This window comes from Treponema sp. OMZ 906 (assembly GCF_024181185.1).
Lineage (GTDB): Bacteria > Spirochaetota > Spirochaetia > Treponematales > Treponemataceae > Treponema.
This window is the reverse complement of sequence record NZ_CP051196.1, coordinates 948,264-974,244: the sequence shown is the minus strand read 5'-3', so window position 1 is coordinate 974,244 and position 25,981 is coordinate 948,264. Positions and strand designations below refer to the sequence as shown.

The following is a 25,981-nucleotide window of genomic DNA, read 5'->3' as shown; positions in this document are numbered from 1 at the left end:
ACATAGTATGTTTTCAATATGGAAAAGAATACACGGATACAAGAGCTTGAAGCGCTGATAAAAAAGCATCAGGACTTATACTATAACGCGGAACCGGAAATTTCGGATGCGGATTTTGATTTATTGTGGGACGAGCTGCGCAGTCTCGACCCTCGGAATGCGCTTTTTGCAACAGTACCTAAGGACAGCGCTGACGGCTTCCCGAAGGCGGAACACATTATCCCGATGGGGAGTCAAGAAAAAGCAGCGGATCCCGAAAGTTTCCAAAAATGGGCGGAAAAGATGTCGTTCTCCGATTTTTTGGTACAATATAAACTGGACGGCGCCAGTATGGAGCTGCAATACGAAAAGGGGCGACTCGTTCGGGCAGTAACACGGGGCGACGGCAAAATCGGAGACGATATTACCGCGAATGTTAAAAAGATGCAGGGTGTTGTGCTTGAGCTGAAAGGCGATTCCGCCCCTACCGGAGCGGCTCCCTTTTCCGGCGGTATCCGCGGCGAAGTGCTGATGACCAAAGAGGTGCTACGCCGTTTTTATCCCGATAAAAAAAATTGCCGGAATGCGGCAAACGGGTTGATGAAGCGGAAGGACGGCAGCGGCAGCGAGCACCTCGAAATTATCTGTTACGATGCCGCCGCGGGAACAGTCGGAAAGCCCTTTACCGAAACGGCGCCTTTCACCACAGAAACCGAGAAACTCAACTGGCTTGAAGCGCAGGGTTTCTTACAGGTGCCGGTTACGCGGTGCGCCGGCGTCCGGGAAGTTATCGACTACCGCGCCCATGTTATGGATATACGTAGCACTATTCCCTACGACATCGACGGCCTTGTCGTTAAAAACGACCGCATCGATACTGCAGACCTCAGTAGGGCGCGGCCGGAAAAACAGATCGCCTTTAAGTTCAGCCTTGAAGAAGCGGTTACTGTATTGCGCAGCGTCGAGTGGAGCGAGTCGGGCGCTACCTACACCCCCATCGCAGTCATCGATCCGGTACAGTTGGCGGGCACAACCGTTAAGCGGGCAAACCTCTGCAACCCGAACATGATTGCGGAGCTGAACCTCAAGATCGGCAGTAGAGTGCTGGTAACCAAACGGGGGGAGATTATCCCTAAGATAGAAGCGCTCATCGAAAACCCTGCGTCATGTGTGCCCATTGAACAGCCGTGCCGATGCGGGAGCTGCGGTACTGAACTCCGCGATGAAGGCACCCGCCTGTACTGCCCCAATCCGGCTTGCCCTAAGCTTATTCATCACCGGATAGAAAAATGGATCAACACCCTCGATATTCAAGACTTTGGGACGGCGCTCCTTAAACAGCTCTTTGATGCACAGCGTCTCCGCTCTATTTCCGATTTATACACCATTACGGTTGAAGAACTTGCCACTTTGGAACGCATGGGAAAAAAGTCGGCGGAAAAAGTGTACAGAGCGCTTCATGCCAAACGCGAAATCTCCCTACCGACCTTTATTGCCGGTTTTGATATTGAAGGCATCGGCCGTATTATGGTAGAAAAACTGGTTGATGCAGGCTTTGATACTCTCGAAAAACTACTCGCAGCTTCGGAGGAAGACTTTGCCTCCGTGTACCAATTCGGCAGCGTCCTTGCCCATACGCTTACGCTCGGCCTCCGCGATGCAAAGGAAGAAATGCTGCACCTTACCGGTTCGGGGATTATCGTTATTCAAGCGCCTGTCTCCGCTCAAGGAAATCTTCCGCTTGCAGGAAAAAGCTTTTGCTTTACCGGAGAGTTGAACACGCTTAAAAGGAAAGAAGCGGAGGCAATGGTGCAGGCCAAGGGCGGAACAGTAAAATCTTCGGTAACCAAGGGGCTTACCTATTTGGTAACCAATACGCCTGATTCCGGTTCGTCAAAAAACAAAAAGGCGCAGGAACTCGGCACTACGATTATCACCGAAGAGGCATTTTTAAAACTGTTTTAATGCCGGCCTCGTAGATACCTCGTCAGCAAATGGACATCTGTTTCCCTTCCGCCCTTCCAGCGCTTTTGCAAATAACCTGTTGAGCAGTTATACATCCGTGTACACTTTTTACCGACATACATCCGTGTATGTCGGTAAAAGACAAGTTTTGTACACAAAACTTGCTTCTGATTAGCTCCCCGCCCATCCTTGGGCGTTCTGATGACAAGTTTTCGCTGCGCAAACTCGCTTCTGTATGGAAGCACGGACATCCTTGTCCGTTCTGTAATTTCAAGGCGCGAGCAAAAATCAACAACCCCGACGCAAGCGTCGGGTACCGTGCTCAACGTTTCGCACGGTATGTTCTCATAAGGTGGTTGCAGTCGGCTTTAATACCCTTTGTTACGACGCAGAGCGTTGCCGAGGACGGCGGGTATTAAACCCTCCGCACGAATAAAGCGGAGACGTGCTTTTTGCACGTTGAGGATTTATTGCAGAAGCGGCACGGATGCCGCTGGTTTAAACAGAAGCGATATTTCGGCTTTGCCGAAATTCGCCATTAAAAGTGTACACGGATGTACACTTTTAATGATGCGACGCAGTAGATGCCCCGCATATTTTCAAAAGACGTATAATTGACAGAGCTGTGTTTATATGATATAAATTTTGCGCATATTTTGTTTTTAAACCTTTTAAGGCGGAGGGAGTATATAATGTCCGGACACAGTAAATGGGCGACGATTAAACACGCAAAAGGAGCCGCTGACGCAAAACGCGGTCAGATGTTTACAAAGTTTATTAAAGAAATTTCTATAGCTGCACGTATGGGCGGCGGGGATCCGAACGGTAACCCGCGGTTAAGAACTGCGATATTAAAAGCACGTGCGGCTAACATGCCGAAAGATAATATTGAACGGGCTATCAAGAAAGGTACCGGCGAATTGGGCGGTGCAAGTTATGAAGAGCTGTTGTACGAAGGCTATGCGCCGGGCGGTGTTGCGGTATTGGTAGAGGTACTGACCGACAATAAAAATCGGGCTGCAGCCAATGTGCGTAACCTCTTTTCCAAAAATGGAGGTAACCTCGGTGCGACGGGTTCGGTAGCTTATATGTTTAACCGCAAGGGTGTTATAGAATACGATGCCGAAGTAGTAAGCGAAGAAAAACTGATGGAAGAAGCCTTGGAAGCAGGGGCGGAAGATATTCAGACTGAAGGCGGTATTATCACGGTAACAACCGATCCCAACGACTTTGCTTCCGTGCTTGAAGCTTTACAGGAAAAAGGATTTGAATCCGTTTCTGCAGAAATCTCTATGGTCCCTGCAACGTATATGAGTTTGGAGGCAGAGACAATCCGCAAAGTATTAAAAATGGTCGAGCGTCTTGAAGAAGATGACGATGTCCAGAACGTATACACAAATCTTGATATTCCCGACGATTTTGAACCTGAGGAGTAACGGTACATTTTGTAATTTTTCAATATCTTGTTCCATAATTAAACGCCATGCTATCGTTGTTTTCAACGGTTGCTATGGCGTTTTTATTTTATACCAATTAGAGATTGTAATACTTTCAGCAATAATAACAATTCTTATATCTTCTTAAGCGCTGTAACTTCATCGGAGGTAAGCTCGCGGCAAGAACCGGCAGATAATTGCGGATCGAGCATAACGCCCCCCATCGAAATTCGTTTGAGGTAGATCACTTCATTTCCAAGCACTTTTATCATTTTTTTTACTTGATGATATTTCCCTTCGCAGATATGCATCAAAAATGCCCATTTCGTTTTTATGTTTTGTGCTTCCGTACGTTCAAAGATCGCAGGAAGACAGGTGAAAGTTTTCCCGAGTGATAATCCTTGAGCACAGGCCGTTTTGGCAACGTAAAACTCGGCTTCGGTGAAAGGAACCGCTGTTTCAAGATAATAGCTTTTTATACAGGCTGATTTCGGGGCAGTAAGCCGATGAGTAAGCTCTCCGTCATCGGTAATGATGAGCAGCCCTTCGGTATCGAGGTCGAGCCGTCCGATGGGGAAAAGACTCATTGCAGAAAAAGGCGGCGGCAGCAGCTCCATAACGGTGCGGTGCAGCGGATCGGAGGTAGAAGTAACAACCCCAGCCGGTTTGTTCAGCATAAGGTAACAACAGGTGCGGAGGTACAGTTTTTCTCCGTTATGTGAAAGTGTATCGTTTTCAGGGTCAAGCAGCGTCCCCGCATCGGTTACCCGTGTGCCGTTGATTCGGAAATCTTCTTTACGCAAAAGCCGCCGTACATCTTTCCGTGAACCTAATCCGTTCGCAGCGAGTATTTTATCTATCCTGACAAGCATTTTCCGCAAATATGTTTAACCTACAGTTAGGCGACGGTACAGCTCCCGTACACCTTGAGCTTTATCTTTCAACAGTGCAGTAATGCAGGGGCGACCGATCATCACCTGTGCCGCACCGAGTCGTTTTGCGGTAACTATATCCATGCGACTCCGCAATCCTCCGTCTACCCATACCTCGCCTGCAAACTTACGGAGCGTACTGCCGTACTCGGCTAAAAAATCCGCCGTACTGCCGCGCCTTGTTTCTATCCTGCCACCGTGATTGGAAATAACGGCAACATCAGGACGCAACTCTTTTACCAGCTCGACATTTTCGGGTAAAAATATTCCTTTAATTGCAAAAGGTTTTTGTGCATACCGCTGTATTTCTTTCAGGCTCTGTGCATCTTTCTGTTCAAGCTGAACAAGGTTACGCATTGTTACAATATTATAGGAATCGATATCGATCCCTACCAGATCGGCAGAGCTGCGTACCCAATCTATCCGTTCAAAGATACGGGGATTAGGATACGGCTTAATGAACACCGCTCCGGTTTTTCCGTATCGCTGCAGGGCTGCAAGACCTCCCTGTATCTTTGCGTCGGGGTATCCGTCTCCAATGCTGAGCAGGAATCCTGCTTCGGCACAAGCTTCAATTAAATCGAAATAAAACGCGGCTTCATCTCCATAGCCGACATTTTCGACACCGCCGGTAATAGGAGCCAATCTAATGGGAGGTAGCACATCATCGCACAGGGTATCGCTATAATACTTCTGCCATGCAGAACAGTTGCTGATAAAATTGGCGCTTTGAAATACGCCGCCCATTCCGGGCAGTTCACCAAGGCAGCCGTATCCGTCGCATTCGGCACAAAAATGGCATTTATATCCGCTCATGATTTTTCTACAATAAAGGGTAGCATTTTATGCATTTATAAATTACGTTTCAGGGCTATCTTGGCTTCAAACATAGAAGCAGGAGCAGCGTAAAAGAGCGGGTAAAACGAAAAACGGAAATCAAGATCGCAAGGTCCGATATTCAGGGTATAGAACGGCGTAAAGGCGAGTACTAATAGCGGCATAGTCGTGGGGCGTGTTATCGGCAGTGCAATCAGACTGTGAAAACCCCCTTGCATTTTATTTAATTCTATCCTTCCGAAACCGAAGAACATATTTAATCCGCCGTATAGCTCATTATGAATGATAGTAAAAGGCTTTATAAGCGGTGCAACAGGAAAAAGCCCGCCGGATTGAGTGTCTCGGATCTTGGAAATAAAGAATGTAAAATCAAAGTCCATGCGTTCAAGTGCAATACGCGGTTCAAAAAATGCAAAGATATTGCCGATAAGATCTTTTCGTAGCGTTGCGCTTCTGAAATTCGTTTTATGTAACCCAACCTGCGTAAAAATACCGACATTATCATGAACGGTAAAAAGTACCGAAGCTGATGTTGCAAGAGATACTTTCGCCGCTTTATCACTAATATGAAAGGAGAAGTTTGCATTGATAAGTGCAATATTTGTGAAAACACCGCCCTGTGCGTATAGGCTGTATTCTTGTTTATCCTTTATTCCGCCGTTCCAGCTGAAAGAGCCTCCTACATACCCAGTGTTTAAAATGAGTCCTGCAGCACTGACACCTAAGCCTTCACGAGGACGAGGCGGCGTAAAAAGTGCGGCAATATCGTTTTCATACATTTTTACCGGTCGCATACGCTGCTTAAGAAAATCAAAGCTATAGTGTTCACCCGTAAGGCTCTGATGTTGTCCTGTAAAGACCGATAAAATCAGGGGCTGACCTATAAAATTCGGAAAGTTCAAAGAAAAATCAACACAAGTAAATTGTCCCGGTATCCGCGACAGTTGTTCCGGATGGAAAAAGCGCAGAACATCAGGAACATAGAGCGCAAGGTTTAGGTCGCTGTAAAAACGTTCTCCGTGAAGTAAACGGAAATTAATGGATGATTGTTGGACTATACTGAATTGCGACGAACTGCTTGGTTGCTTGCCTGCTAATATCCCGAAGTTAAATTCAGGTACGTTAACCTCTAAGGCTACAGCAGTGTATATCATCGAAAAACATACAAAGATACGCGCTATATTTTTTTTCATTTAAAACTCCCTATGGGCATTTCTAAAAGCTCGGTTAGCTTTTAGAAATGCCCGACAAGTTTAAAATTAAGTCTTATCCAATAATAACTTAATTTTAAACGTCGCAACTAAATTTAAGGAAAACCTCTAAAAACTGATTCGCAATCCGCTTTAGCGGATATGACAAATCATTTCCTTACAGAACAAGCCGATAGGTTTGCAGTTTTTAGAGGTTCCTTATACAGTGTCGGTATTTTTTTAATGCTGCTTGATTCCTTTCCGCAGACGCAGAGAGAGCAGCTCCAGTAAAATGACGGTACCGAAAATAGTGTATGTGATAACGCCGACTTCCCGTATATCATAATAGAGATTGCCTGCCATGAATAAATAATACCCGATGCCGCCCGATCCTGCGGCGGCGCCGATTGCGACGGCATTGATAAAATTGATTTCGAAGCGGAAAAATGTCCATGAAATAATGGATGTTGCAGCAACCGGGATAACCGCTTGCGTAATAATGCCGGAAAATCCCGCTCCGCAGGCTCGCAAAGCATCAATTGTATCGCGGTTAATCTGTTCAAAGCTTTCCGAAAACACTTTTACCAAATAAGCAATGCTATGGAAGCACATACCGATAACGGCGGCATCGGTACCGATATTAATCGTAACCGAGAAAACCAGCACCCAAATAATTGTGGGAATTGATCGGATAATTGCGGTAATAATACGGATTATTTTTACGACACCCGAAGGAGCGATATTTCGAGCTGCTCCGAGAGCCAAGAAAAAAGCGATAGCGGCACCACCGATCGTCGTTAAAATCGATAGTGCAAAACTGATACCGAGTGAGTACGCAAGTTCACCGATGGGTAAATGATCCGACCGCTTCGGCTGCAAAAAAAGGATGCGTCCATAGTGAAGCAGATTATGCCATGAACTCTTCCAATCGATTGTTTCCTGCGCAAGCAAAAAACATCCCCAAATACTGATACCGAAAAGAACAGCAAATACAAGAGAGGGCATATATTGTTTTTTTCTCGGCAATCGGCAACGGCCAATACTGGTATGGTTTTTCATAGTAATATCCTTCGCACCCTGTTGGAAATGCTGTCGATGCAAAGTACGAGTATCGTCAGCACACAAATGATAAGACCTGCTTCGGGATAACGAAAGCTTTTAAAATACAGATTAAAAAGGAAGCCGATACCCGTTCCCGTCAAAATGCCGATCAATGCCGAATCTCTGACATTGGTTTCTATAGCATAGAGTAGCCATGAAATAAAGAGCGGAAGGACATTTGGTAATACGCCGTGAATGATAATCGGTATATACGATACGCCTGCTGCTTCCAAAGCCGTATACGATTCTTCGGCGTGAGAGTCGATAATTTCGGTAAAAGCTCGGGTTAAATGTCCTGCGGTAATAAAAAAAAGAGCCAAAAAACCGGTTACGGCATTTTGCTTAAAAGATAACAGCAATAGAATAGACCATGCGGGAAGAGGTATATTTCTAAAAAAAGATGCGGCACCGGAACAGACAATACGCAATACGCGGAAGCGGCCGGTTGTTTGCGAACCGGCAACAGCCGCTATACAGGCAACACAAAAAGCTGTAGTTGATGCGGTTATCGCGATAACGGCTGTGTGCAGCGAAGTTTTAAAAATAAGTGGCAGCACAGAAATCGATTGTGCCGATGGAAAAAAATTCCTTACCAGCCAATATAGTCCGCGTGGAATCCCTGTTAGTGCATTCCATGCCGTAAACCCCGTCATAATTGCCGAAGCTGTATATAACGCGGCAGCCGTGAAAAAGATAGTCAATGTTCTTAGTTTTTTTTTCTTGAAGAAAGCCTCTGAAGAAGGCGATTGCCGGTGCTGATGTGATTCAAAGGCAGGATATTGCCTACCTATCGGAATATCAAATTTCATGGCCGTCTTTCTTTTCGGTATGGGTTCCGGAAGAAAAAATAGTGTGCAGCGCTTTTTCCGAGAGTTCTTCCGGTTTTCCGTCAAAGACCACTTTTCCGTTGCCTAAACCGATAATCCTGTCAGAATACCGCTTTGCGTATTCAACATGATGCAAATTCATAATGCAGGTAAGATTCCGCGCTCTAACTATCTTTTCAATATAATCAAGGATATCCTGTGCGCTTTGCGGATCGAGTGAAGAGACAGGTTCATCGCATAAGAGTATTTCCGGACGTTGCATCAATGCCCGCGCAATGCCGGTACGTTGTTTTTGACCACCACTTAAATCTGCACACCGCTGATAAAGGTAATCCGAAAGGCCGAGTTCTTCGAGTATTGCTAGAGCCCGCGCCCTCTCGCCCTGCGGATACAGCCCGAATAGGCTACGATACAGCGGCAAAGCACCGAGACAGCCGTGGAGCGTGTTTTCAAGAACGGTGAGCCGTTCTACTAAATTATAGTTTTGAAAAATCATTCCGATTTTTCTACGAAGCTGTTTCAATCGGCGATTGTTCATTTTTTGCAGTACTTCACCGTCGATCTCAACCGTACCGGCAGTGCAATCGATAAGCCGATTAATACAGCGGATAAAGGTTGTCTTACCCGCTCCCGAAGATCCGATAACAGAAACTATTGTTCCCTGTTCAATCGTAAGATCGATGGAATCTAATGCGCGTCTACCGCCTGTATATTGTTTTGAAACATCTTTAAAGGTAATCAACAATTCAAACCCTATTCATGCAGAGGATTTTACCCCCGGTGCTTCTGCCGAAATAAGTTAATATTATAATTACCTAGTAGAATTCCTGATCTCATCATACCAGGAATCATCGGTAGCAACCAGCCGTGTCTTTTCGGAATACTTAGGATATATACCTTTTTTACCGGAATCCTTTACATTAAAAATTCCGGGATTATTAGCTGTCTTATCCGACGTCAGCGCATCCTGTATCTTTTTTATGTCCGAGGCTGAAAGGGTATTTGCGTTGACGGTGATCGGTGCATTTAAGACGGGAATGGAACGGATTACAGTCATTTCACTTCCTGCAAAGGAGGTAAAAGGTTCATCAGCTCCTACGGTTACGCGGTAGACGGCACCGGTTTTATAAGCTTCCCCTTCGAGCAGTTCGTACACGCCGATTGTCTGTGGGATGGCAAAGGCTGCCGCATCTGCATCGCCGCGGAAAAGGTTGACCTGTGAGCCCTGGTGGGAACCGGCAAATAGCACCTTGGAAAATACTTTGTCGCTCAATATAAGATCGTCGGTATTATCAAGAGCAAAAGCGGCGGCCAAAACACGTGCGGGAATAACAAACCCAGAGGTAGAGCTTGCTGCCACAAACGACATTCTTTTACCTTTTAATAGGCTTAAGTCAAAACTGCCGTCAGCCTTTTTATAGCTATCGGCATCCTTCCGCTGTACACCAATGAAGCTGTAATACTTTGCATCTTCAAGCGTTCCGCTGGGTCCCGAATTTGTTGCAATGGGAACAACGGCGCTGTTCCGTTTATGTGCGGTAAGGTACCCTTCGGCACCGACATAAGCCATATCAGCCTTACCGGAAACGAGCGCTTCCAATGCGATGTTATAGTCAGTCGTTGTCAAAATTTCAACATCGCGTCCGACGGCTTCTTTTAAAATTTCTTTGAATGCAGCGCGGGCATCTTTCATGGATTCGCTTGACTCATTTGGATAAAAAACCATTGTGAGCGGCTTTTGTTCTGCTTTACTACATGAGCAAACAAGTAAAATTGAAAGGCACGTCATAAAAAGAAACGGTTTAACATACCGCAACATCTTTTCTGCTGGTGAAGCGGTTGTAGCACAAAATAAAGAGGATTTCATAACTTTCTCCACATTTTAGGAAATCGCTAAAAGCAGTTTTTAGCGATTTCCGATTATGCGCGCCAGTTTACTATAATTGGAGTCTTTGTGCAATCGCTTACACCACTCCATAATCCACGCCACAGGCCGCTTTTTTATATTCGCCGCAGATGGCAGTAATACTAATCAGTAGTATATCTAAAAAGCCCCTAATGTGTTTTTCCCTGTGCATCTTATTTTTGCAGCACAGGTCGCGTTCTGCTCATCTTTTCGATGCGCGCGATTTTTCCGTGCTCAAGTACGACCATCCGTTCCGCTTGATCGGCGACCTCGGGGTCGTGGGTAACGACGATAATGGTACTGCCGGTATTGTGCAGCTTTTCAAAAATCTCCATAACCAAAAGTTCGTTTTTTTCATCGAGGTTGCCGATCGGTTCGTCCGCAAGCAGGAGCTTGGGGTGATTGATGAGCGCGCGGGCAATACACACGCGCTGCTGCTCTCCGCCCGACAGCTGATTGGGCAAGTGCTTTGCCCGCTCCTTTAAGCCGACGCTCGCAAGCGCTTCCATCGCTTCTTCTTCGTCGGGCATACTGTGATAATACTGCGCCATCATCACATTCTCAAGCGCGGTAAGATAATTGACGAGGTGGAATTGCTGAAAGACCAAACCGATGGTATCCCGTCTGACAACGGTTAATTCCTTCGAAGATAATTTTGAAATATCCTGCCCCGCCAAATCAATCTTGCCGAGCGACGGTTTATCCATACAGCCGATGATGTTCATCAGCGTCGTCTTACCGGAACCGGACGGTCCCATAATCGACAGCCACTCGCCTTCTTCTACCGTCAAATTTATATTATCCAAGGCTTTTAAGTCGCCGTAAATCTTTGAAATTCCGCTCAATGTTAAAATATCCATATAATTCTCCTTTGCTACTCCCCGCGTAAAACCAAAGCGGGGTCAATGTCTACCGTGGCGCGTACTGGGAATAAACAGGAAACAATCGTGATGATAATCGAGGCGATGACCGTAAACGGCGCGAGCTGCACCGGAAACGAAACCTCGCGGGCGAATACGCTGATACTCACGTTGTCCGCAAACACATAGCCTAATACCACACCCAAGATACCGCCGATTAAACCGAGCATCACCGCTTCACCCATAAAGTCTTTCACGACGCTGCTATTCGAAGCGCCGAGCGCTTTTTTAAGGCCGATTTCTTTTCTACGTTCTGCGACAACCGCCATCATCGTCGTTGTTACGCAGATCATCGTTAAGAACAACACGATGATAGTAACAATCCACACGAGCGCCTGCAGCTTGTTTAAGACTACATCCTGAGATTCCGTTACACGCTTTACAAGCCGCGGCGTAATACCGTTCACCTGCTTCGACACCGTGTCGGCTATCGATTTAAGGTATTCCTGATTGCCGTCGATGCTGCATTCAATAACATCAAACTGATCATCATACCCGATAATCCCTTTGATATCCTCAAGGCTCATAAAAATAAATTCTTCTTCTACGCCGCCGGTGGTAACGATGCCGGACACCGTACATTCGTTGACGGTAACATCGCCGTTCGGCTTCGGCGTATTGACGATAAAGGTATCGCCGACCGACAACTCGATATTGCGGCTTATTTCGTGCCCGATCAGCACTTCCTTTTTATTGTGCGGCCAATCCCCGCGAATAAGCCAATAGGGGCTATTGCTTTTTGCGCTTGCCAAATCCGTCGCGGCGATCATGTACGGCTGTTCGTTTACCTTTGCCGACTGGTAGATGTACGGCGCAAAACCGACCAGCTTCTCAGGGTCAATCACCTGCTTAATAGCGCCGATTTGCTCCTGCGTAATCTTGGATTCGCTTTCCGCCGGAAGGAATATCAAATTTGCGCCGTACGACCGGAACACCGTCCCCATCTGGCGCGGAATATCATAGTAAATAGTTAACAAACCCGACAGCACCGTAGAGCCGATTGCGATTGCCAACAACGCGACAAGCATCCGTGAACGGCGGCGTATCAGCGAGCTTGTAATCATCTTTAAATACATTCTATTTCTTGTCATAGCGTTTCACTCCCGTATCCGCTCTTTCCGCTTTCGACGTGCATTTTATTTTCCATGCAGCACCTCCGTAGGATTGAGCTTGAGTAAATACCGTACCGAAGGCAGACTGCCGAGCAGGGTGATAAGAAAGATGATAAGCACGACAATCGGAATCACCATCGGCGCAGGAGGAATAGCCGAACCGAATACGCTCCGTCCGATAATCTGCGTTAAGCCCAATCCGGCAAAGTAGCCGATTGTTCCGCCGATTAAGCCGATAATCATAATCTCCGTCAGTACCGATACGGTAACCGCCGTGTTGCTCGCGCCGATTGCCTTTTTTAAACCGATTTCTGCGCGTCTATCCATCACGCTCGCCGTTACAAGGTTGGAAATTCCCAATGCGGAAGCGAGCAAGCTCAAAATTGTGATTAAGAGCATCAGCAGCGTGGTCTTATTTAAAATCGCCCCTTCGGATTCGGCGACCTGCCGCACCGGTTTTGCAACGGCATCGGTAATCACTTCCTGAATCTGATAGCAGATACTGCTGACATACGCGGTGCAGTACCATACCTCCATCTCTTTGATGGTTAAACTCAAAGGGTTCCGCGCAGCCTTTCGTGCGAGGTCGTTATCGGGTGTTGTAAGCGCACTTACCTCAATGCTTTCGCACACATCGGTTTTTCCTAACAGGCGCTGCGCCGTATGAAGGGGTGTAAAGATGTACTCATCCTCGTTGCTGCCCGAATTGAATATACCGGAAACAGTCAACGATGCGCTTCCGGCAGGGCCTGTTACTTCGATCACATCGCCGACATGAATAGCGTTCCTCCCCGCAAAGAGGCTGCCGATCATACAGGCGGAATCATCGGTATCGGAAGCCCAAGCACCGGTTACTTCCCACCACGTCCGCATCCGCCGGATACCGGTAATAACTTCCTGTCCGGTGTGCAAGTCTATTTTATAATCGAACCATGTACCGGTCAGGCGGACGGGCTTATTTTGTCCCTTATATTCAACGGACACGTTTAAAAACGGAGCATAGTCAACAACATTGTACGCCCAAAATATAGTCTTAATTTTATACAGCTCATCCTCGCGTAAATACTTTTTGGTACTCCCCGACTCTACTCCGTAAATATCATCGAGAAGCGAGGCCTCTTTATGCACGACATTGATATTCGCTCCGTAGGTTTTCAGCTCCTGATTTACCTTATCCCCTACTCCGAGCATCGTATTGAGCATTGCGCTTGAAAGACTCGCACCCAGCGCAATGGTAAACGCAATCATCGCCATCTTCCCTTTCTGACGGAAGAGGGAACCGGCTATCATTCTCCAAAACATAATTGCTATCGAACCTCCATCTGGATATTCCTATTTAAAGCGGTGCGCTTCCGCTTCGAGATCGGCTATCTTTATCTTGATCTTTTCATCGTGGATGATATACGCAACCGGCACAGGGTTACATCCGCCCGGGAAGCCGATAGTTCCCTTGTTCATCACGACATCGCAGAGTTTACAGATAACCTCCCCGTTCCGTTCAAAATATCCGGTAGGACCGCAGATATCGCACGCATCAAGTCCTACGCCATAAGAGCCTTCGCTCTTTTTAATGGCAATAAACCGGACTTCAATTCCCTGCTCCGAAGTATACGCATACCGATGCAGCTTATCATCTTCCAATTCCGAAATAGGAATCATCGCCATACCGTCGGCAATCGTATAATTTTCCGGAGGCGAAAGCGGAACTTCTCGGTCGACATAGTGCCGCAAAACGGACAGAGATAAAACCGAACCGATCAGCAAGACCAGCGAAAATTTCGCCCACCGGCGTGCGTTGCGCTTTTGCGCTTTCAGTTTCCGCAGTTCTGCATTGTTGTGATACGTTTCCGTAATTGTCCGGTTCTTCCGCCAGAGGATAATCGGCGGAATCATAATGAATAGGATAATTGCAAAGGTAAAGAAATTGCCGTGGTTTACGACCGCGGCAATGAATGCAAAGATAAAGTCGTTGCGAGGAATAATCCCCAACGAATAGAGGCGCTGTAAAATAACAACCACCTGCGTAACACCAAAAATGCAAAGCGCTCCGGCAACCGATACCTTGAGTTCTATGGCCGATAATTTAATCAACGTTTTATAGATCGCTAAACCGGCGCACAGCATACACACAATACCGAGTACATAGCCTATCAGTCTGAATAAGACAATCGTACTTACCGCGCTTTCGCCGTAATTAACCAATGTGGTTGCCAGCATGATGATAACGGGAAGATAGTAAAACAGCATCGAGGCTGCATACAAGAAAATTGCCGCACTAAAAAGATTTTCATATATATGCGCTATCTTTCGTTTAAGATTGGGTGAAATAAAAAGCAGGATGAGTAAAAAGAGAAGTGCGATGGTAACAGGAACCATGCACCAAAAAGCGAAACGTGTTCTATTTATATAGTTGGGAATTGATCTAAGAATTGCTGAAACAATACTGCCGGCAAAGCCCAGCAGCATACTTGCTAAAACGACAAGCCGTTTTTTTTTTCGGATTCTTCCGTTCTCTCGGACTCTTGAGTTTTAAATGAAGCAAATACAACGGCTAACACCAATGCAAAGGCGATACCTGCTTCAAAAACTCTTATATAAAATTTTAAGATGATACACCTCCAAGAAAAAACCGGCGGTAACCGCCACTCTTTCCCAAAACATACCTTTCAATAGGAGTATCTTGCAAAGAAAGAATAACGATTACCGCTTAGTGTGGCAAAGCAGTTTCCAAGACAACCTATCCCGAAACGGAAGTTTCCAAACGGGTTGATTGTAAGACATACCGATTAACTATTTAAATGAACCGGCACCGCCTTAAAACTGCATACTGTTTACCACTGAGGTCCTTTCCATTCAAAATCTTTCCATTCGACAACGAGCGGTTCCGTCCAGAAACGGCCGGTAACACCGGTTTCTTTGTCAACGTGCAACAGGTAATCGTTACCCGGAGCTTTGATTTCGAATTTGACATTGTATTTGCCGAGACCTTCTTCGAACTTCATGTTTGCACCATAGTGGGGGCCGTCATCGGCATTCATCGGCATAAATGCAACTTCCTGCACTTTGCTCGAGCCTTGCTTTTGAACATAAGCCTTAACATGAAGATACGGAACAAAGTCGCCTACGCCGTAACCGAGCGCTTTACCCTCATCATTTGCGTGGATATCCGCTTCGATGTGGCAGTCAGCTTCGTTCTTGGAAAGGCTGTTTCCGGCAGGTTCCATGTCAACCGGCTGGAAGTAAACGCCACCGATATGGAGCGGGCCTACATCCTGTTCGTCTCCGATTGGGAACTCATCAAAACCTGCAGCTTCTTCTTCAGTCGGTGCAGGAGCCGCAGCTTTTTGTTCTGCAGCGGGTTTTGCCATTTCCTGCTTTTGCGCAGGTTTTTCACATGATGCAAGCACAAAAGCGATTGCAATCAGTGCAAAAAGAAAAGATACGGTTTTCTTCATTTTGAAACTATCCTCCTATAAATATCTTTATTTTCTTTTTGTTTCACATTCATTACAGCCTTGCAGGACACCGGTTATTTTCCGCAATCCGGCAGCCCAAAAGCAGTTGTCATCGACGATCGCAAAAACTTTGCTTTTGAGATCGCCCTATATCTTTTTACTTTTGCCCAATCTTCGCCTTTTCAGCTTCAATTTGAGCACGCTGTTGTTTATTCTTTTTTGCATACACAACAGACATTGTGATAATCACCGCGAGTACGATAATCTGCGGAATGAGACTTTCATACGTTGCATAAATGCCGAGGAAGTCCATTTCAAAGCCCATCCACGGAATAACGGTCTTATTGACAACACCGGCAGCTTGCAGTTCCGACACACCTTTTCCGGTAAACGAAAAGCACATCGCATACATCAATATACTGGTAACCAAGAAGAAAGGCTTTAACGGCAACCGCACGGTTAAGAACCTAAATACTAGGAATACGGCAATCAGTACAATCGCTGACAGCACAATCGCCAAGATCATTGCATTCCGGCCGCTCGTTCCATGAATGGGAACGCCCTGGAAAAAGAGAATAAGCTCGGCACCTTCACGCGCAACTGCAATAAAGGCCGCGAAAATTAAGACCCATTTATTTCCGGTAGAAACCGATGCTTCAACCTTCTTATGAATGTACCGTTCCCATGCTTCGGTTTCGGACTTTGAAAGCATCCAGTTACTGACATAGAACAACACGATAACTGCGACAAACATACCGATGCCTTCAAAAACTTCCTGAGCGATGCCGCTCTGAGCACCGGCAACAGCGCCGAACAAAAAGGCCAGCAGAATACTTACCAAGATACCGCCCAACGCACCGACATATACCGACATGATATATTTCTTTTTTCCCGTTTTTACAAGATAGGCGATAATAGCAGCGATAACGAGGATTGCTTCCAAACCTTCACGGAGTACCAATACAAAACAGGAAATAAACGTTGCAACAACTGCCGATTGAGCGGTATTTGCAGTCTCGCTGCCGCTTTCGTCCAACGTGCCGTCAAGCTCGGCTGCATCATGGTAAAGCATTGCAATAAGCTTATCTTTATGCGCTTTTACCATCTCGTTGTCTTTATCGCTGTATACATTTCGACGATATTCATAAAACGCATTTTCAACCGTTGTTTTGCGGGCACCAGAAAGGTACCCCATCGTTATCTTTTCCATCCCTTTAGATTCATAAAACCTAAAGTAGGCAACGTTCACTTCGTCATACGCTTCTTTGGATTTTCCTTGAGTATAAAGATCGTAAGCATTATTGAGATGCACTTCCATCTTTTTTACAATTCCTGTCCACGAATCCAGCACCTCTTCGTCATTTGCGGCATACAGTCCGCTAACCGGAATAAATATGAACGATAAAGCGAACAAAATTGCGGCAAAGGTATGTTTTTTATTCTGTGTAATATACATAAAGCCCTCAACTAATTAGCTAAAACTTACAAATACGCCGCTAGTATATCACTCATAAAAATAATGTCAAGGGCGCGCCTCGGGGTAAACGTATTAAGGCGTTTTTTTATAAATTGCAATTATTTGCCGTTTGCAGTACAATGCCGCCCATGCGTGCAACAAAAGCGATTATCCATCTGGATAATCTGAAACATAACATTACCCAAATCAAACAAACCCTTGCTCCGGAAACAAAGATATGTTTACCGGTCAAAGCGGATGCCTACGGACACGGTGCCGTACGAACGGCGATTGCAGCTATTCGAGCAGGGGTTTCGTATCTTGCCGTCGCTTCCGTGCAGGAAGGTATAGAACTTCGAGAGGCAGGCATTGTCGCTCCCATCATTTCGCTCAGTCTACCGATTTTGGAAGAAATAGACTCCATTATTGACTATAAACTGGAACCGCTCGTGATCGACGAAGAATTTATCAATGAGCTTAACCGCGTAGCCGATGTGCAAAAGAAAACCGTCGCGGTACATCTTAAAGTGGACACCGGCATGAGCAGGATAGGCTGCAGGCCGTCGGAAGCTGTAAAATTAGCGACTCAAATTGTGCGGGCAAAACACTTGCGGCTACAAGGCGTCGCAACGCACTTTGCCGTTGCGGATTCCGATTCCGAATCCGATCGTGCTTTTACAAAAGGTCAGCTCGAACGTTTTAGCGATGCCGTTGAAGCAATCAGACAGACGGGTATACACATTCCACTCGTTCATGCTGCCAATTCAGGTGCGGTACAGCTGTTGCCGGAAGCTCGGTTTGATATGGTGCGCCCCGGACTCCTTGCCTACGGCTACTTGCCCGTACAGAACGCAGCAACAGCTATCGACGTAAAACCCGTTATGGAACTGGTAACGCAGGTGGTACTGATAAAACAAATACGCGCCGGCACCTGCGTTTCCTACGGGCGCAACTGGACAGCCCCACAGGATACCTATATTGCAACGCTTCCGATCGGATATGCGGACGGTTTACGCCGCGCGCTTTCGCCCGGGTTGAAGGTACGCATCGGCAACGAATTTTTCCCCATTGTCGGTAGAATATGTATGGATCAATGTATGGTTGACCTCGGCGCGCACCCATGGGTGCAGCGATGGGACGAAGTATGCATTTTCGGCCCGAATCCGCAGGATAACAGCGCACAAACGCTGGCGGATATCGCCGGAACTATTCCCTACGAAATTACCTGCGGCATTCACAAGCGTGTTCCGCGTATCTTTGTGAACGAAAGCCGATAAGCAACTGCGCCCTATAGCCTTATGTGTCCCATTTCCCGATGATTAGGAAAATGGGATACGTCCTGATGTGCTATACGGCGGGTGTCCCTGCAGGGGGCAGATTTTTTTCCGAAAATGCTTTTCCGAGTAAAATAGGCACAATCATAGAAGAAACAATGATCAGTAAAATAACCGGCGCAAAATATTCGGCCTTAACCATACCGACAGCAAGCCCTTTTTGCGCTACGATGAGGGCTACCTCGCCGCGTACCATCATTCCCAGCCCTATCTGGAGCGATTCCCGTCGCTTAAAGCCCAAAGCCAATGCCGAACCGCCGCAGCCGATGATCTTTGCCAAGCAGCCGATAAGCACAAAGGCTATCGAAAACCATATCAAGCTCATATTCAGACCGCTTAAGTCCGTTTTAAGCCCAATGGCAGTAAAAAAGAGAGGACTAAAAAACATATATGAATTGATGTCTATTTTTTGTTCCATATAAGAGGCATCATGCAAGTTGCAAAACACAACTCCTGCAACATACGCACCGGTAATATCCGCGATGCCGAAGAACCGTTCGGTACAATAGGCAAAAATCAAAGCAACTCCCAGTCCGTAAATCGGAATACGGTGGGTATGCGGATGCCTATTATCATACCATTTAAAAATTCGATAAATTAGGTAACCTACAACTAACGAAGCGGCAAAGAAAGCTGCCGTTTTTATAATAAGCCCAAGGTAGTCGCCTTTGCCGGAACTGGCACCGAGTACAACCGTTAATGCAATAATGCCGAAGACATCATCGATGATTGCAGCGCTGATAATTGTTTGCCCGACTTCCGAATTTATCTTTCCCAGTTCTTTTAAGGCCACAACGGTAATACTGACCGACGTTGCCGTTAAGATAGTTCCGATAAACAGAGCTTGATAAAATACAGGTGTCCCGAACCCGTCAAAGCCCCAAAAGCCCAATGCCATAGCCGTGCCTAAAATCAACGGTACGATAACACCACAGGCAGCGATCACGGTGGATTTTATGCCGGATTTAACAAGCGATTTTAAATTAGTCCCCAAACCGGCAGAGAACATAATCAAGATGACACCGATCTCGGACATATACTCGATAAACTGGTTGGTTTCGGCGTAGATAATATTCGGTTCGGAACCGCCGAAATTATGAAAAAAAGGCAGGTAACGTAAGAAAAGCCCTGCAACGATTTCTCCGGCAACCTGCGGAATATTGATTTTTTTAGCAAGAAGACCGAGATACTTCGCAGCGATAATGATAATTCCGACGGAAAGGACAATTTGCAGTGCGATTTCTTCAATCGGTATTTCCTTAGCAGACATAAAAAACTCCTTTGTACTTGAGAGGGTGCGCTAATAACGTGTTGATTCGTGCGGAAAGCTTAATATCCCGATGCCCTACGTCGGGGTTGTCGATTCGCATTCGGATTAACCGGTGTTTCCCTACTTTGAGTGTCCATTATAGTAAAAAAGAAAAGGAATCGCAATATTTTACACAGAAGTTAAGGGCATCTGAAAAAAACTCGGTTAGATTTTTAGAAGATATCTCCAAGCGGCGCCAGATACCTTGCCGCAACGGTAATATTGACAATCAAACAAAGATATATAAGAATAGTTTACCAGAGATGAATCGCATTATTCATCAGCTGACGGCAAATTTTGACAAAGCTAAAATATCGCACAAAGATGGAAGGTTTACATGAAATCGAAGAAAGTTCCGTATATCGGGTTATTATGTTCCGTTCTTTTCCTTTGCGTTGCCTGTAAAGATAACGCCTTTATACGGCGGATGCAGGATATGGAGATGGGTGTCAAGAATCCCTCTTCTATAGAAGAATTACAATCGGCAATTCAAAAATATCAGGGGAAGGTGAATGATATCCTGACGATGGAACAGCGAATCGGCATTTGGTACAAAATTCTCGGCCGCCGGTACATGGATAAAAAGATGTACAAAAAAGCGCTGGAAGCCTTCCGCAGCGCATTGGAATATTTCCCCGAAAATCAGCATGTATTTTATCAAATCGGCGTATGTGCTGCCGTCATCGCAAAAAGTACCCTCGATTACCCGAATATGAGCCTTGACGAACGGCGGGCATATTTTGACTTGTCGGTTTCCGCCTATAAACGCGCCGTGGAGCTTGACCCCACCTATACGCGGGCGGTGTATGCACTGTCCGTTCTCTATGTCTTTGAATTGAATCGGCCGGAAGATGCCATTACGATTATGGAACCGGTAGCAGCCCGCGAAAAAAAACCGCTGGATTCCCTATTTATCCTTGGGCGCGCTTATTACATGACCGGTCAATATGAGAAAGCGATTGCCGCCTACGACCGTATTATCAAAACGAGCGGAAGCGCCGAACAGCGCGCCGATGCCGAACGAAACAAGGCCTTTGTAGAAAATGCCCGGCGCTAACGCTTAGGCAACTGCAATGTATTGAGCAGGTAATAGGATTCTATACCTATCATAATGAACACAAAAACCGATTCGGAACGGCGAAAACTCTACATTGCACTCTCGTACTGCTCTTTTCTAAAGGGGAGCGAGCGCCTTTTACTTGCCCGCACGCTTGACACTTTACAAGCACTTACAGTAAGTTCAATAGATACGCTCAGCCGGATGATACGACGGACACTCCGTACACGCAGTTATAAACCGGAACAGCTGCCGCAGGCAGTGGAAAAAGCCGAGGCGCTGATGAAGTATTGCCGAATCAACATGACGTTCTACGATGATTCCGACTTCCCTCCCCTGCTACGGGAAATTCCCGATGCGCCTTTTTTGCTGTACTACCGCGGCGTCTTACCGCAAGCCGATACGCCTGCGGTGGCAATTGTCGGCACGCGCCGCCCGACGGGGAACGGTATTAAAGCGGCACTGCAGCTGGGTACCGAATGCGGACACGCCGGTATCCCCGTTATTTCAGGGCTGGCACGAGGCATCGACACCTTTGCGCACAGAGGCGCCTTGGAGGGCGGCGGCCTAACGACCGCAGTACTGGCATGCGGACTTGACCGGTTATATCCGCAGAGCAATGCACGGCTCGCAGGCCGGATACTCGAAACGGGCGGGTGCATCCTCAGCGAATATGCGCCCGGGGAACCGCCGTTCGCCTATCGCTTTCCGCAGCGTAACCGGATTATTTCAGGGTTAGCCCGCGCAACCGTTGTCGTCGAAGCGCCGGCAAAATCGGGAGCGCTCATTACTGCGGACTTTGCCCTCGAGCAAGGACGCGACGTATGCGTATATGCCGGATTACAGGATTCCGTGCAGAATACCGGCTGCAAAAAGCTCGCTGAGGACGGAGCAATTCCGGTTGAACATGTCGGCGACCTTTTACGCGAATGGGCAAACCCAACCTTGCAGTATTTGCAGAGAGACGGGCAGATACAACTACCTTTGTTTGAGAAAGGAGCACGATAAATGGCGAAAAAAACCGCGACAAAAACGAAAAAAACAAACTTGATTATCGTAGAATCGCCGGCAAAAGCAAAAACAATCGAAAAATACTTAGGCAGCGGCTATACGGTTAAGGCTTCAATGGGGCACTTAATCGATTTACCGAAGTCCCGTATCGCAATCGATATAGAACACGGCTTTCAACCCGAATATATCACCGTACGCGGCCGCGCAAAACTTTTGAAGGAACTGCAGCAAGATGCAAAGAACGCCAAGCACGTCTTTCTCGCAAGTGATAATGACCGCGAAGGGGAAGCTATTGCCTATCATCTCTGCAATGCGATACGGGAAAAATGCGAAGATGTACCGATAAATCGTATCGTCTTTAACGAGATCACGCCACAGGCAATTAAAACTGCGGTGCAAAATCCTATGGATATCGACGAAGCGAAAGTCAATGCGCAAAAAGCCCGCCGTGTACTCGATCGACTTGTCGGCTATAACCTTTCTCCCCTACTCTGGCAAAAAGTAAAGAACGGGCTTTCCGCAGGGCGGGTACAATCGGTTGCGCTGCGCCTCATCTGCGAACGGGAAGCGGAGGTAGAGAATTTTATCCCCGAAGAATTTTGGACGCTGGAAGGAGCCTTTAAAAAAGGAAAAACAGCCTTCGATGCCCAGCTCGCGTTATATAAAGGAGAAAAACCGACGCTTAAAAACGAGCGGGAAGTACAGGCGATCATCGATGTATTGAATGGAAAAGAAGCAACGGTTACCGATATCAAAAGTACCCAAAAGACCATCCATCCCAAACCTCCATTTACGACCTCTACAATGCAGCAAACGGCAGCGAATCGGCTCGGCTTTACCTCCCGTAAAACGATGCAGATTGCCCAACAGCTATACGAAGGTATCGCCGTCGGCTCAAGCCGCGTCGGTTTAATCACCTATATGCGTACCGACTCGGTGCGTATCTCCGATGTTGCCCTTGCGGAAGTGCGCAACTGGATCGGCGAGCAATATCCCGCTTTTTTACCGGAAAAACCCAATTTCTACAGCGTCGGAGCAAAAGCACAGGACGCCCACGAAGGTATCCGCCCCACGTATTGTACTTATACGCCCGACTATCTGAAAGACTACCTCAACCGCGACCAGTTGCGCCTCTATACACTTATCTGGGAGCGCTTTGTTGCAAGCCAGATGACCGGCGCAAAGACCGAAACGCTCAGCTATGAGATTTCCGCAGGAGATGCGGTCTTTAGAACGGCTTCTACCAAGGTAACGGACAAAGGATTCTACGCCGTGCTCAATCTGCTCCTTTCAAAAGAAGAAAAAGGCAAGGCGTTGCCGGCCTTAAAAACCGGCGATACCCTGACGGTAGACAGTCTGACTCCCGAACAGCACTTTACGCAGGGACCCGCCCGCTATACCGACGCAAGTATCGTTAAGATGCTGGAACAAAAAGGCATCGGACGCCCCTCGACGTATGCACCGATTATTTCGGTACTGCTCGACCGCTACTACGTCAACCGCTCCAATAAGCAGCTTGTTCCTACCCAGCTCGGTAGAATAATCAATGATCTGCTAGTCGCAAACTTCAAAGATGTGATCGACGTCAATTTTACCGCCGGTATGGAACAAAAACTGGACGAAATAGAAGAACACAATGCCGACTGGTCAAAGATTATCGGCTCCTTTTATACCCCGTTTATCACGCAGGTGGATTCGGTGATGGCGCATTTAGGCAGTTTGAAAGGCAGCCTCGATGAGCCGACAAACTTTACATGCGAAAAATGCGGCAAAAGAATGATGAAAAAGCTCGGCCGCTTCGGCTTTTTCTTGGCCTGCGAGGGTTTCCCCGAATGCCGCAATACCAAATCCATCCCATTGGCTAAATGCCCGCGTCCCGGCTGCGGCGGAGACATCGTATCCCGGCGAGCAAAAGGACGAGGCAAAGAATTTTTCGGTTGCACCAACTTTCCGAAGTGTAACTTTATCTCTCATTTTAAGCCTATCAACGCACTATGTCCCAAATGCGGCTGGTTCATGGTTGAAAAATACGATAAAAAGAACGGAAGCTATAAAGCCTGTGTAAACCCCGACTGCGATTACCTGCACAGCGTTGTCGAAGGCATCGAAGACCGGGATATCGACTAGCCGATGGATACGGTCTTTGAAGACTACCTCACCTACAGCGCAGGGGTGCGGCATTTTTCGGAAAAAACCATTGAAGCCTACCGGAACGACCTCAAACTTTTTTCTGATTGGCTTGCGGACAATGAGTTGTCCTTTACAAAGGTTACGAGAACACAGGTACGCATCTTTGTTGCAGACCTCGGCAACCGGCATTTTGCACCGGCAAGCATTAACCGCACCCTCTCCTGCGTACGAGGGCTGTACCGCTATGCCCTGCAGAAAGGGCTCTGCACCACGAACCCCGCCGCGGTTGTCCGCAACCTCAAACAGCCGGATAAGTTGCCCCGCTTCCTCTTTCCCGACGAAGCGGAACGCTTCTGTGAATTTCCCAAAGAAGCGGGTATTTTATGGTACGCCCGCGATGCGGCGATCTTTTCATCGCTCTACTCTACCGGCTGCCGCGCGGCGGAGCTGCAAGGGCTCAAAATAACGGATTTAAAGGGAAATTGCAGCTGGGCAATCGTACAAGGAAAAGGAAGCAAAGAACGCAAGGTGTTCTTTGCGGACTTTGCCCGGGAAGCGGTACAGCAGTATTTGACGGAGCGGGCGGAACTGATTGCCTACCTAAAAGAACAGGACGGCTTAAAAACCTCGGTTGCGGAAGACGCGCTTTTTTTAAACTGCCGCGGCGGCGCGCTTACAACGCAGGGCATCCGGTACATCATCAACCGGTACACCGCCCTTCTCCCGAACTATAAAAAACTGACGCCGCATGCCTTCCGGCACAGCTTTGCTTCGATGTTCATCACCCGCGGAGCGGACATACGAGTCGTACAGGAACTGTTGGGGCACAGCAATATCACGACTACCCAACGGTACACCCACATCACGGCAGCCCAGCTCCAAGAGCTGTACCACAAAGCCCATCCGCACGGATAGATATAGCCTATTTATTCTGCGGGAAATACAGCAAAACAGTTTGATGCGATTATCCTTATTAATCAATAACGACAGAACCTTGGCGGAGCACGCGGGGAGTACCGGAACTTAAATCCACAAGAGTAGAAGGGAGTCCCTCAAGATTACCGGCATCGACAATTAACGAAACGGAATCTTCAAATTCGCAGCAAATAGCATCTATGTCGGTAAGGGGCGGCATTCCCGAACGGTTGACGCTTGTCGAATACACCGCATCCCCCGCCGCAGCGACGACACTCCGCAACCAATCATCTGCGGGACATCGAAAGGCTTGAGTCCCCTGCCCTTTCCCTTTTAATGGGACAATGAGCGTCAGCGGCGCAGGCCACAAGCTCAGAATATGTTCGGGAATTTTTATTTCGGTATAGCGGTAAATATCCGCCGGTTCGGCGATGAGGGCGATAAACGGTTTATCTTCCGATCTTCCTTTAATGCGGGCAATTGCTTCGGCAGTCTTGCCGATCAAACCGGAAAAACCGTAAATCGTATCCGTCGGGATAACCGCAATATTGCCACGCCTGAGTTCCGCGGCAACAACATCCATCGAATCAGGAGCTTTTTTTTGAATGCGCATTTTTTTTACTTCCAATCATCTCGCATATAATTACGATAATGCTCATGGAAACTGCAATCGTTTTGCATACAGTATCCGGCAAATAGCGAGGAGCCTCTATCAAATACACAACGCCGGCATCCTCGGTACGCTCCGCCGCCCCGGAAAAGTTCATCAATTTGATAAGCCGCTCATTTTTTTGAACATATCCTAATTCATGCGCGTACACGACGATGGTCTGAGGATCGGAGGACAAATTCGCGATACGGATATTCAGATCTTCTCCGATATCAGACAGAAGCTGCACATGCCGTACAAGAGCCTCGTGTTGTCGCTTCAGCTGCTGGCGTGCAAAAAAACCGCGTGCCCCCAAACAAATACTCAAAAAACTATAAAAAAACGCAAATACGAAGATCGGCGTAATAGCTTTCAAATAAAATTTCATACTCGATTTTAATAACGGCAAAATAAATATTTTCTTGAATTTTATTTGAAATAAGGTACAATAGAAAGTTGA

24 protein-coding genes are annotated in these 25,981 nt (G+C 47.0%); 8 read left to right on the top strand and 16 right to left on the bottom strand.

Going from position 1 to position 25,981, the window contains the following annotated elements; all coding sequences use genetic code 11:
• Positions 1-18: 18 nt before the first annotated feature.
• From ligA to E4N69_RS04310, 3 genes are all read left to right on the top strand, one after another.
• Positions 19-1,944, top strand: a complete 1,926-nt coding sequence (gene ligA / locus E4N69_RS04320; RefSeq protein ID WP_253824625.1) for an NAD-dependent DNA ligase LigA — start codon at positions 19-21, stop codon at positions 1,942-1,944.
• A 128-nt stretch (positions 1,945-2,072) separates the two neighbouring features.
• On the top strand, positions 2,073-2,363 hold the full coding sequence (locus E4N69_RS04315; RefSeq protein ID WP_253824624.1) for a hypothetical protein: 291 nt from the start codon (positions 2,073-2,075) through the stop codon (positions 2,361-2,363).
• Between the two features lie 273 nt (positions 2,364-2,636).
• Positions 2,637-3,380: a YebC/PmpR family DNA-binding transcriptional regulator gene (locus E4N69_RS04310; RefSeq protein ID WP_253715302.1), complete on the top strand. Its 744-nt coding sequence runs from the start codon at positions 2,637-2,639 to the stop codon at positions 3,378-3,380.
• A 134-nt stretch (positions 3,381-3,514) separates the two neighbouring features.
• On the opposite strand, the gene E4N69_RS04305 is transcribed toward E4N69_RS04310, so the two are convergent.
• The 13 genes from E4N69_RS04305 to E4N69_RS04245 form a co-directional block, all read right to left on the bottom strand.
• Positions 3,515-4,252, bottom strand: coding sequence for a 16S rRNA pseudouridine(516) synthase (locus E4N69_RS04305; protein WP_162662910.1), 738 nt, complete (start codon positions 4,250-4,252; stop codon positions 3,515-3,517).
• A 15-nt stretch (positions 4,253-4,267) separates the two neighbouring features.
• Entirely contained in the window at positions 4,268-5,128 is an 861-nt protein-coding gene (locus E4N69_RS04300; protein ID WP_162662907.1) for an alpha-hydroxy-acid oxidizing protein, read from the bottom strand.
• A gap of 35 nt (positions 5,129-5,163) precedes the next feature.
• A complete protein-coding gene (locus E4N69_RS04295; protein WP_253824623.1) occupies positions 5,164-6,342 on the bottom strand; it encodes a hypothetical protein in 1,179 nt (392 codons plus the stop codon).
• 237 nt (positions 6,343-6,579) lie between these two features.
• Positions 6,580-7,398 (bottom strand): PhnE/PtxC family ABC transporter permease, encoded by an 819-nt coding sequence (locus tag E4N69_RS04290; RefSeq protein ID WP_162662903.1) that lies wholly within the window; start codon positions 7,396-7,398, stop codon positions 6,580-6,582.
• On the bottom strand, positions 7,395-8,249 hold the full coding sequence (locus E4N69_RS04285; protein ID WP_253824622.1) for an ABC transporter permease subunit: 855 nt from the start codon (positions 8,247-8,249) through the stop codon (positions 7,395-7,397). Before E4N69_RS04285 ends, E4N69_RS04290 begins: the two co-directional genes overlap by 4 nt.
• Positions 8,239-9,012, bottom strand: a complete 774-nt coding sequence (gene phnC / locus E4N69_RS04280) for a phosphonate ABC transporter ATP-binding protein (RefSeq protein ID WP_203232443.1) — start codon at positions 9,010-9,012, stop codon at positions 8,239-8,241. The genes E4N69_RS04285 and phnC overlap by 11 nt, the downstream gene beginning before the upstream one ends.
• 66 nt (positions 9,013-9,078) lie before the next feature.
• On the bottom strand, positions 9,079-10,056 hold the full coding sequence (locus E4N69_RS04275) for a phosphate/phosphite/phosphonate ABC transporter substrate-binding protein (RefSeq protein ID WP_162664733.1): 978 nt from the start codon (positions 10,054-10,056) through the stop codon (positions 9,079-9,081).
• A 290-nt stretch (positions 10,057-10,346) separates the two neighbouring features.
• Complete coding sequence (locus tag E4N69_RS04270) at positions 10,347-11,033, bottom strand: ABC transporter ATP-binding protein (protein WP_253824621.1); 687 nt, start codon at positions 11,031-11,033, stop codon at positions 10,347-10,349.
• A gap of 14 nt (positions 11,034-11,047) precedes the next feature.
• A complete protein-coding gene (locus E4N69_RS04265) occupies positions 11,048-12,184 on the bottom strand; it encodes an ABC transporter permease (RefSeq protein ID WP_162662895.1) in 1,137 nt (378 codons plus the stop codon).
• A 45-nt stretch (positions 12,185-12,229) separates the two neighbouring features.
• On the bottom strand, positions 12,230-13,507 hold the full coding sequence (locus E4N69_RS04260; protein WP_162662893.1) for an ABC transporter permease: 1,278 nt from the start codon (positions 13,505-13,507) through the stop codon (positions 12,230-12,232).
• Positions 13,508-13,537: 30 nt separating this feature from the next.
• Positions 13,538-14,581 (bottom strand): Fe-S-containing protein, encoded by a 1,044-nt coding sequence (locus E4N69_RS04255; protein WP_232502157.1) that lies wholly within the window; start codon positions 14,579-14,581, stop codon positions 13,538-13,540.
• A gap of 455 nt (positions 14,582-15,036) precedes the next feature.
• The gene (locus tag E4N69_RS04250) at positions 15,037-15,660 is read right to left on the bottom strand and encodes an iron transporter (RefSeq protein WP_006190014.1); all 624 of its coding nucleotides are present in this window, start codon (positions 15,658-15,660) and stop codon (positions 15,037-15,039) included.
• Between the two features lie 157 nt (positions 15,661-15,817).
• A complete protein-coding gene (locus tag E4N69_RS04245) occupies positions 15,818-17,116 on the bottom strand; it encodes an FTR1 family iron permease (protein ID WP_253808260.1) in 1,299 nt (432 codons plus the stop codon).
• Between the two features lie 149 nt (positions 17,117-17,265).
• Here E4N69_RS04245 and alr point away from each other — a divergent pair, with 149 nt between their 5' ends.
• The gene (gene alr / locus E4N69_RS04240; protein WP_253824620.1) at positions 17,266-18,393 is read left to right on the top strand and encodes an alanine racemase; all 1,128 of its coding nucleotides are present in this window, start codon (positions 17,266-17,268) and stop codon (positions 18,391-18,393) included.
• Between the two features lie 70 nt (positions 18,394-18,463).
• On the opposite strand, the gene E4N69_RS04235 is transcribed toward alr, so the two are convergent.
• Positions 18,464-19,720 carry a cation:proton antiporter gene (locus E4N69_RS04235; protein ID WP_253715295.1) on the bottom strand — a complete coding sequence of 419 codons (1,257 nt, stop codon included), beginning with the start codon at positions 19,718-19,720 and terminating at the stop codon, positions 18,464-18,466.
• Between the two features lie 376 nt (positions 19,721-20,096).
• Between E4N69_RS04235 and E4N69_RS04230 the strand changes: the two genes are divergently transcribed.
• From E4N69_RS04230 to E4N69_RS04215, 4 genes are read left to right on the top strand one after another with little or no spacing between them, the layout of a single operon-like run.
• Complete coding sequence (locus E4N69_RS04230; protein WP_162662886.1) at positions 20,097-20,816, top strand: tetratricopeptide repeat protein; 720 nt, start codon at positions 20,097-20,099, stop codon at positions 20,814-20,816.
• A gap of 54 nt (positions 20,817-20,870) precedes the next feature.
• Positions 20,871-21,824: a DNA-processing protein DprA gene (gene dprA / locus E4N69_RS04225; RefSeq protein ID WP_253824619.1), complete on the top strand. Its 954-nt coding sequence runs from the start codon at positions 20,871-20,873 to the stop codon at positions 21,822-21,824.
• Positions 21,825-23,954 carry a type I DNA topoisomerase gene (topA, locus tag E4N69_RS04220; RefSeq protein WP_253824618.1) on the top strand — a complete coding sequence of 710 codons (2,130 nt, stop codon included), beginning with the start codon at positions 21,825-21,827 and terminating at the stop codon, positions 23,952-23,954.
• 3 nt (positions 23,955-23,957) lie between these two features.
• Positions 23,958-24,872: a tyrosine-type recombinase/integrase gene (locus E4N69_RS04215; protein ID WP_253824617.1), complete on the top strand. Its 915-nt coding sequence runs from the start codon at positions 23,958-23,960 to the stop codon at positions 24,870-24,872.
• A gap of 58 nt (positions 24,873-24,930) precedes the next feature.
• Here the strand turns inward: E4N69_RS04215 and E4N69_RS04210 are convergent, their stop codons facing one another.
• Together E4N69_RS04210 and E4N69_RS04205 are read right to left on the bottom strand one after the other, a co-directional pair.
• Positions 24,931-25,485, bottom strand: coding sequence for an L-threonylcarbamoyladenylate synthase (locus E4N69_RS04210; protein WP_162662879.1), 555 nt, complete (start codon positions 25,483-25,485; stop codon positions 24,931-24,933).
• Positions 25,460-25,909: a septum formation initiator family protein gene (locus E4N69_RS04205; RefSeq protein WP_162662876.1), complete on the bottom strand. Its 450-nt coding sequence runs from the start codon at positions 25,907-25,909 to the stop codon at positions 25,460-25,462. The genes E4N69_RS04210 and E4N69_RS04205 overlap by 26 nt, the downstream gene beginning before the upstream one ends.
• Between the last annotated feature and the right edge of the window lie 72 nt (positions 25,910-25,981).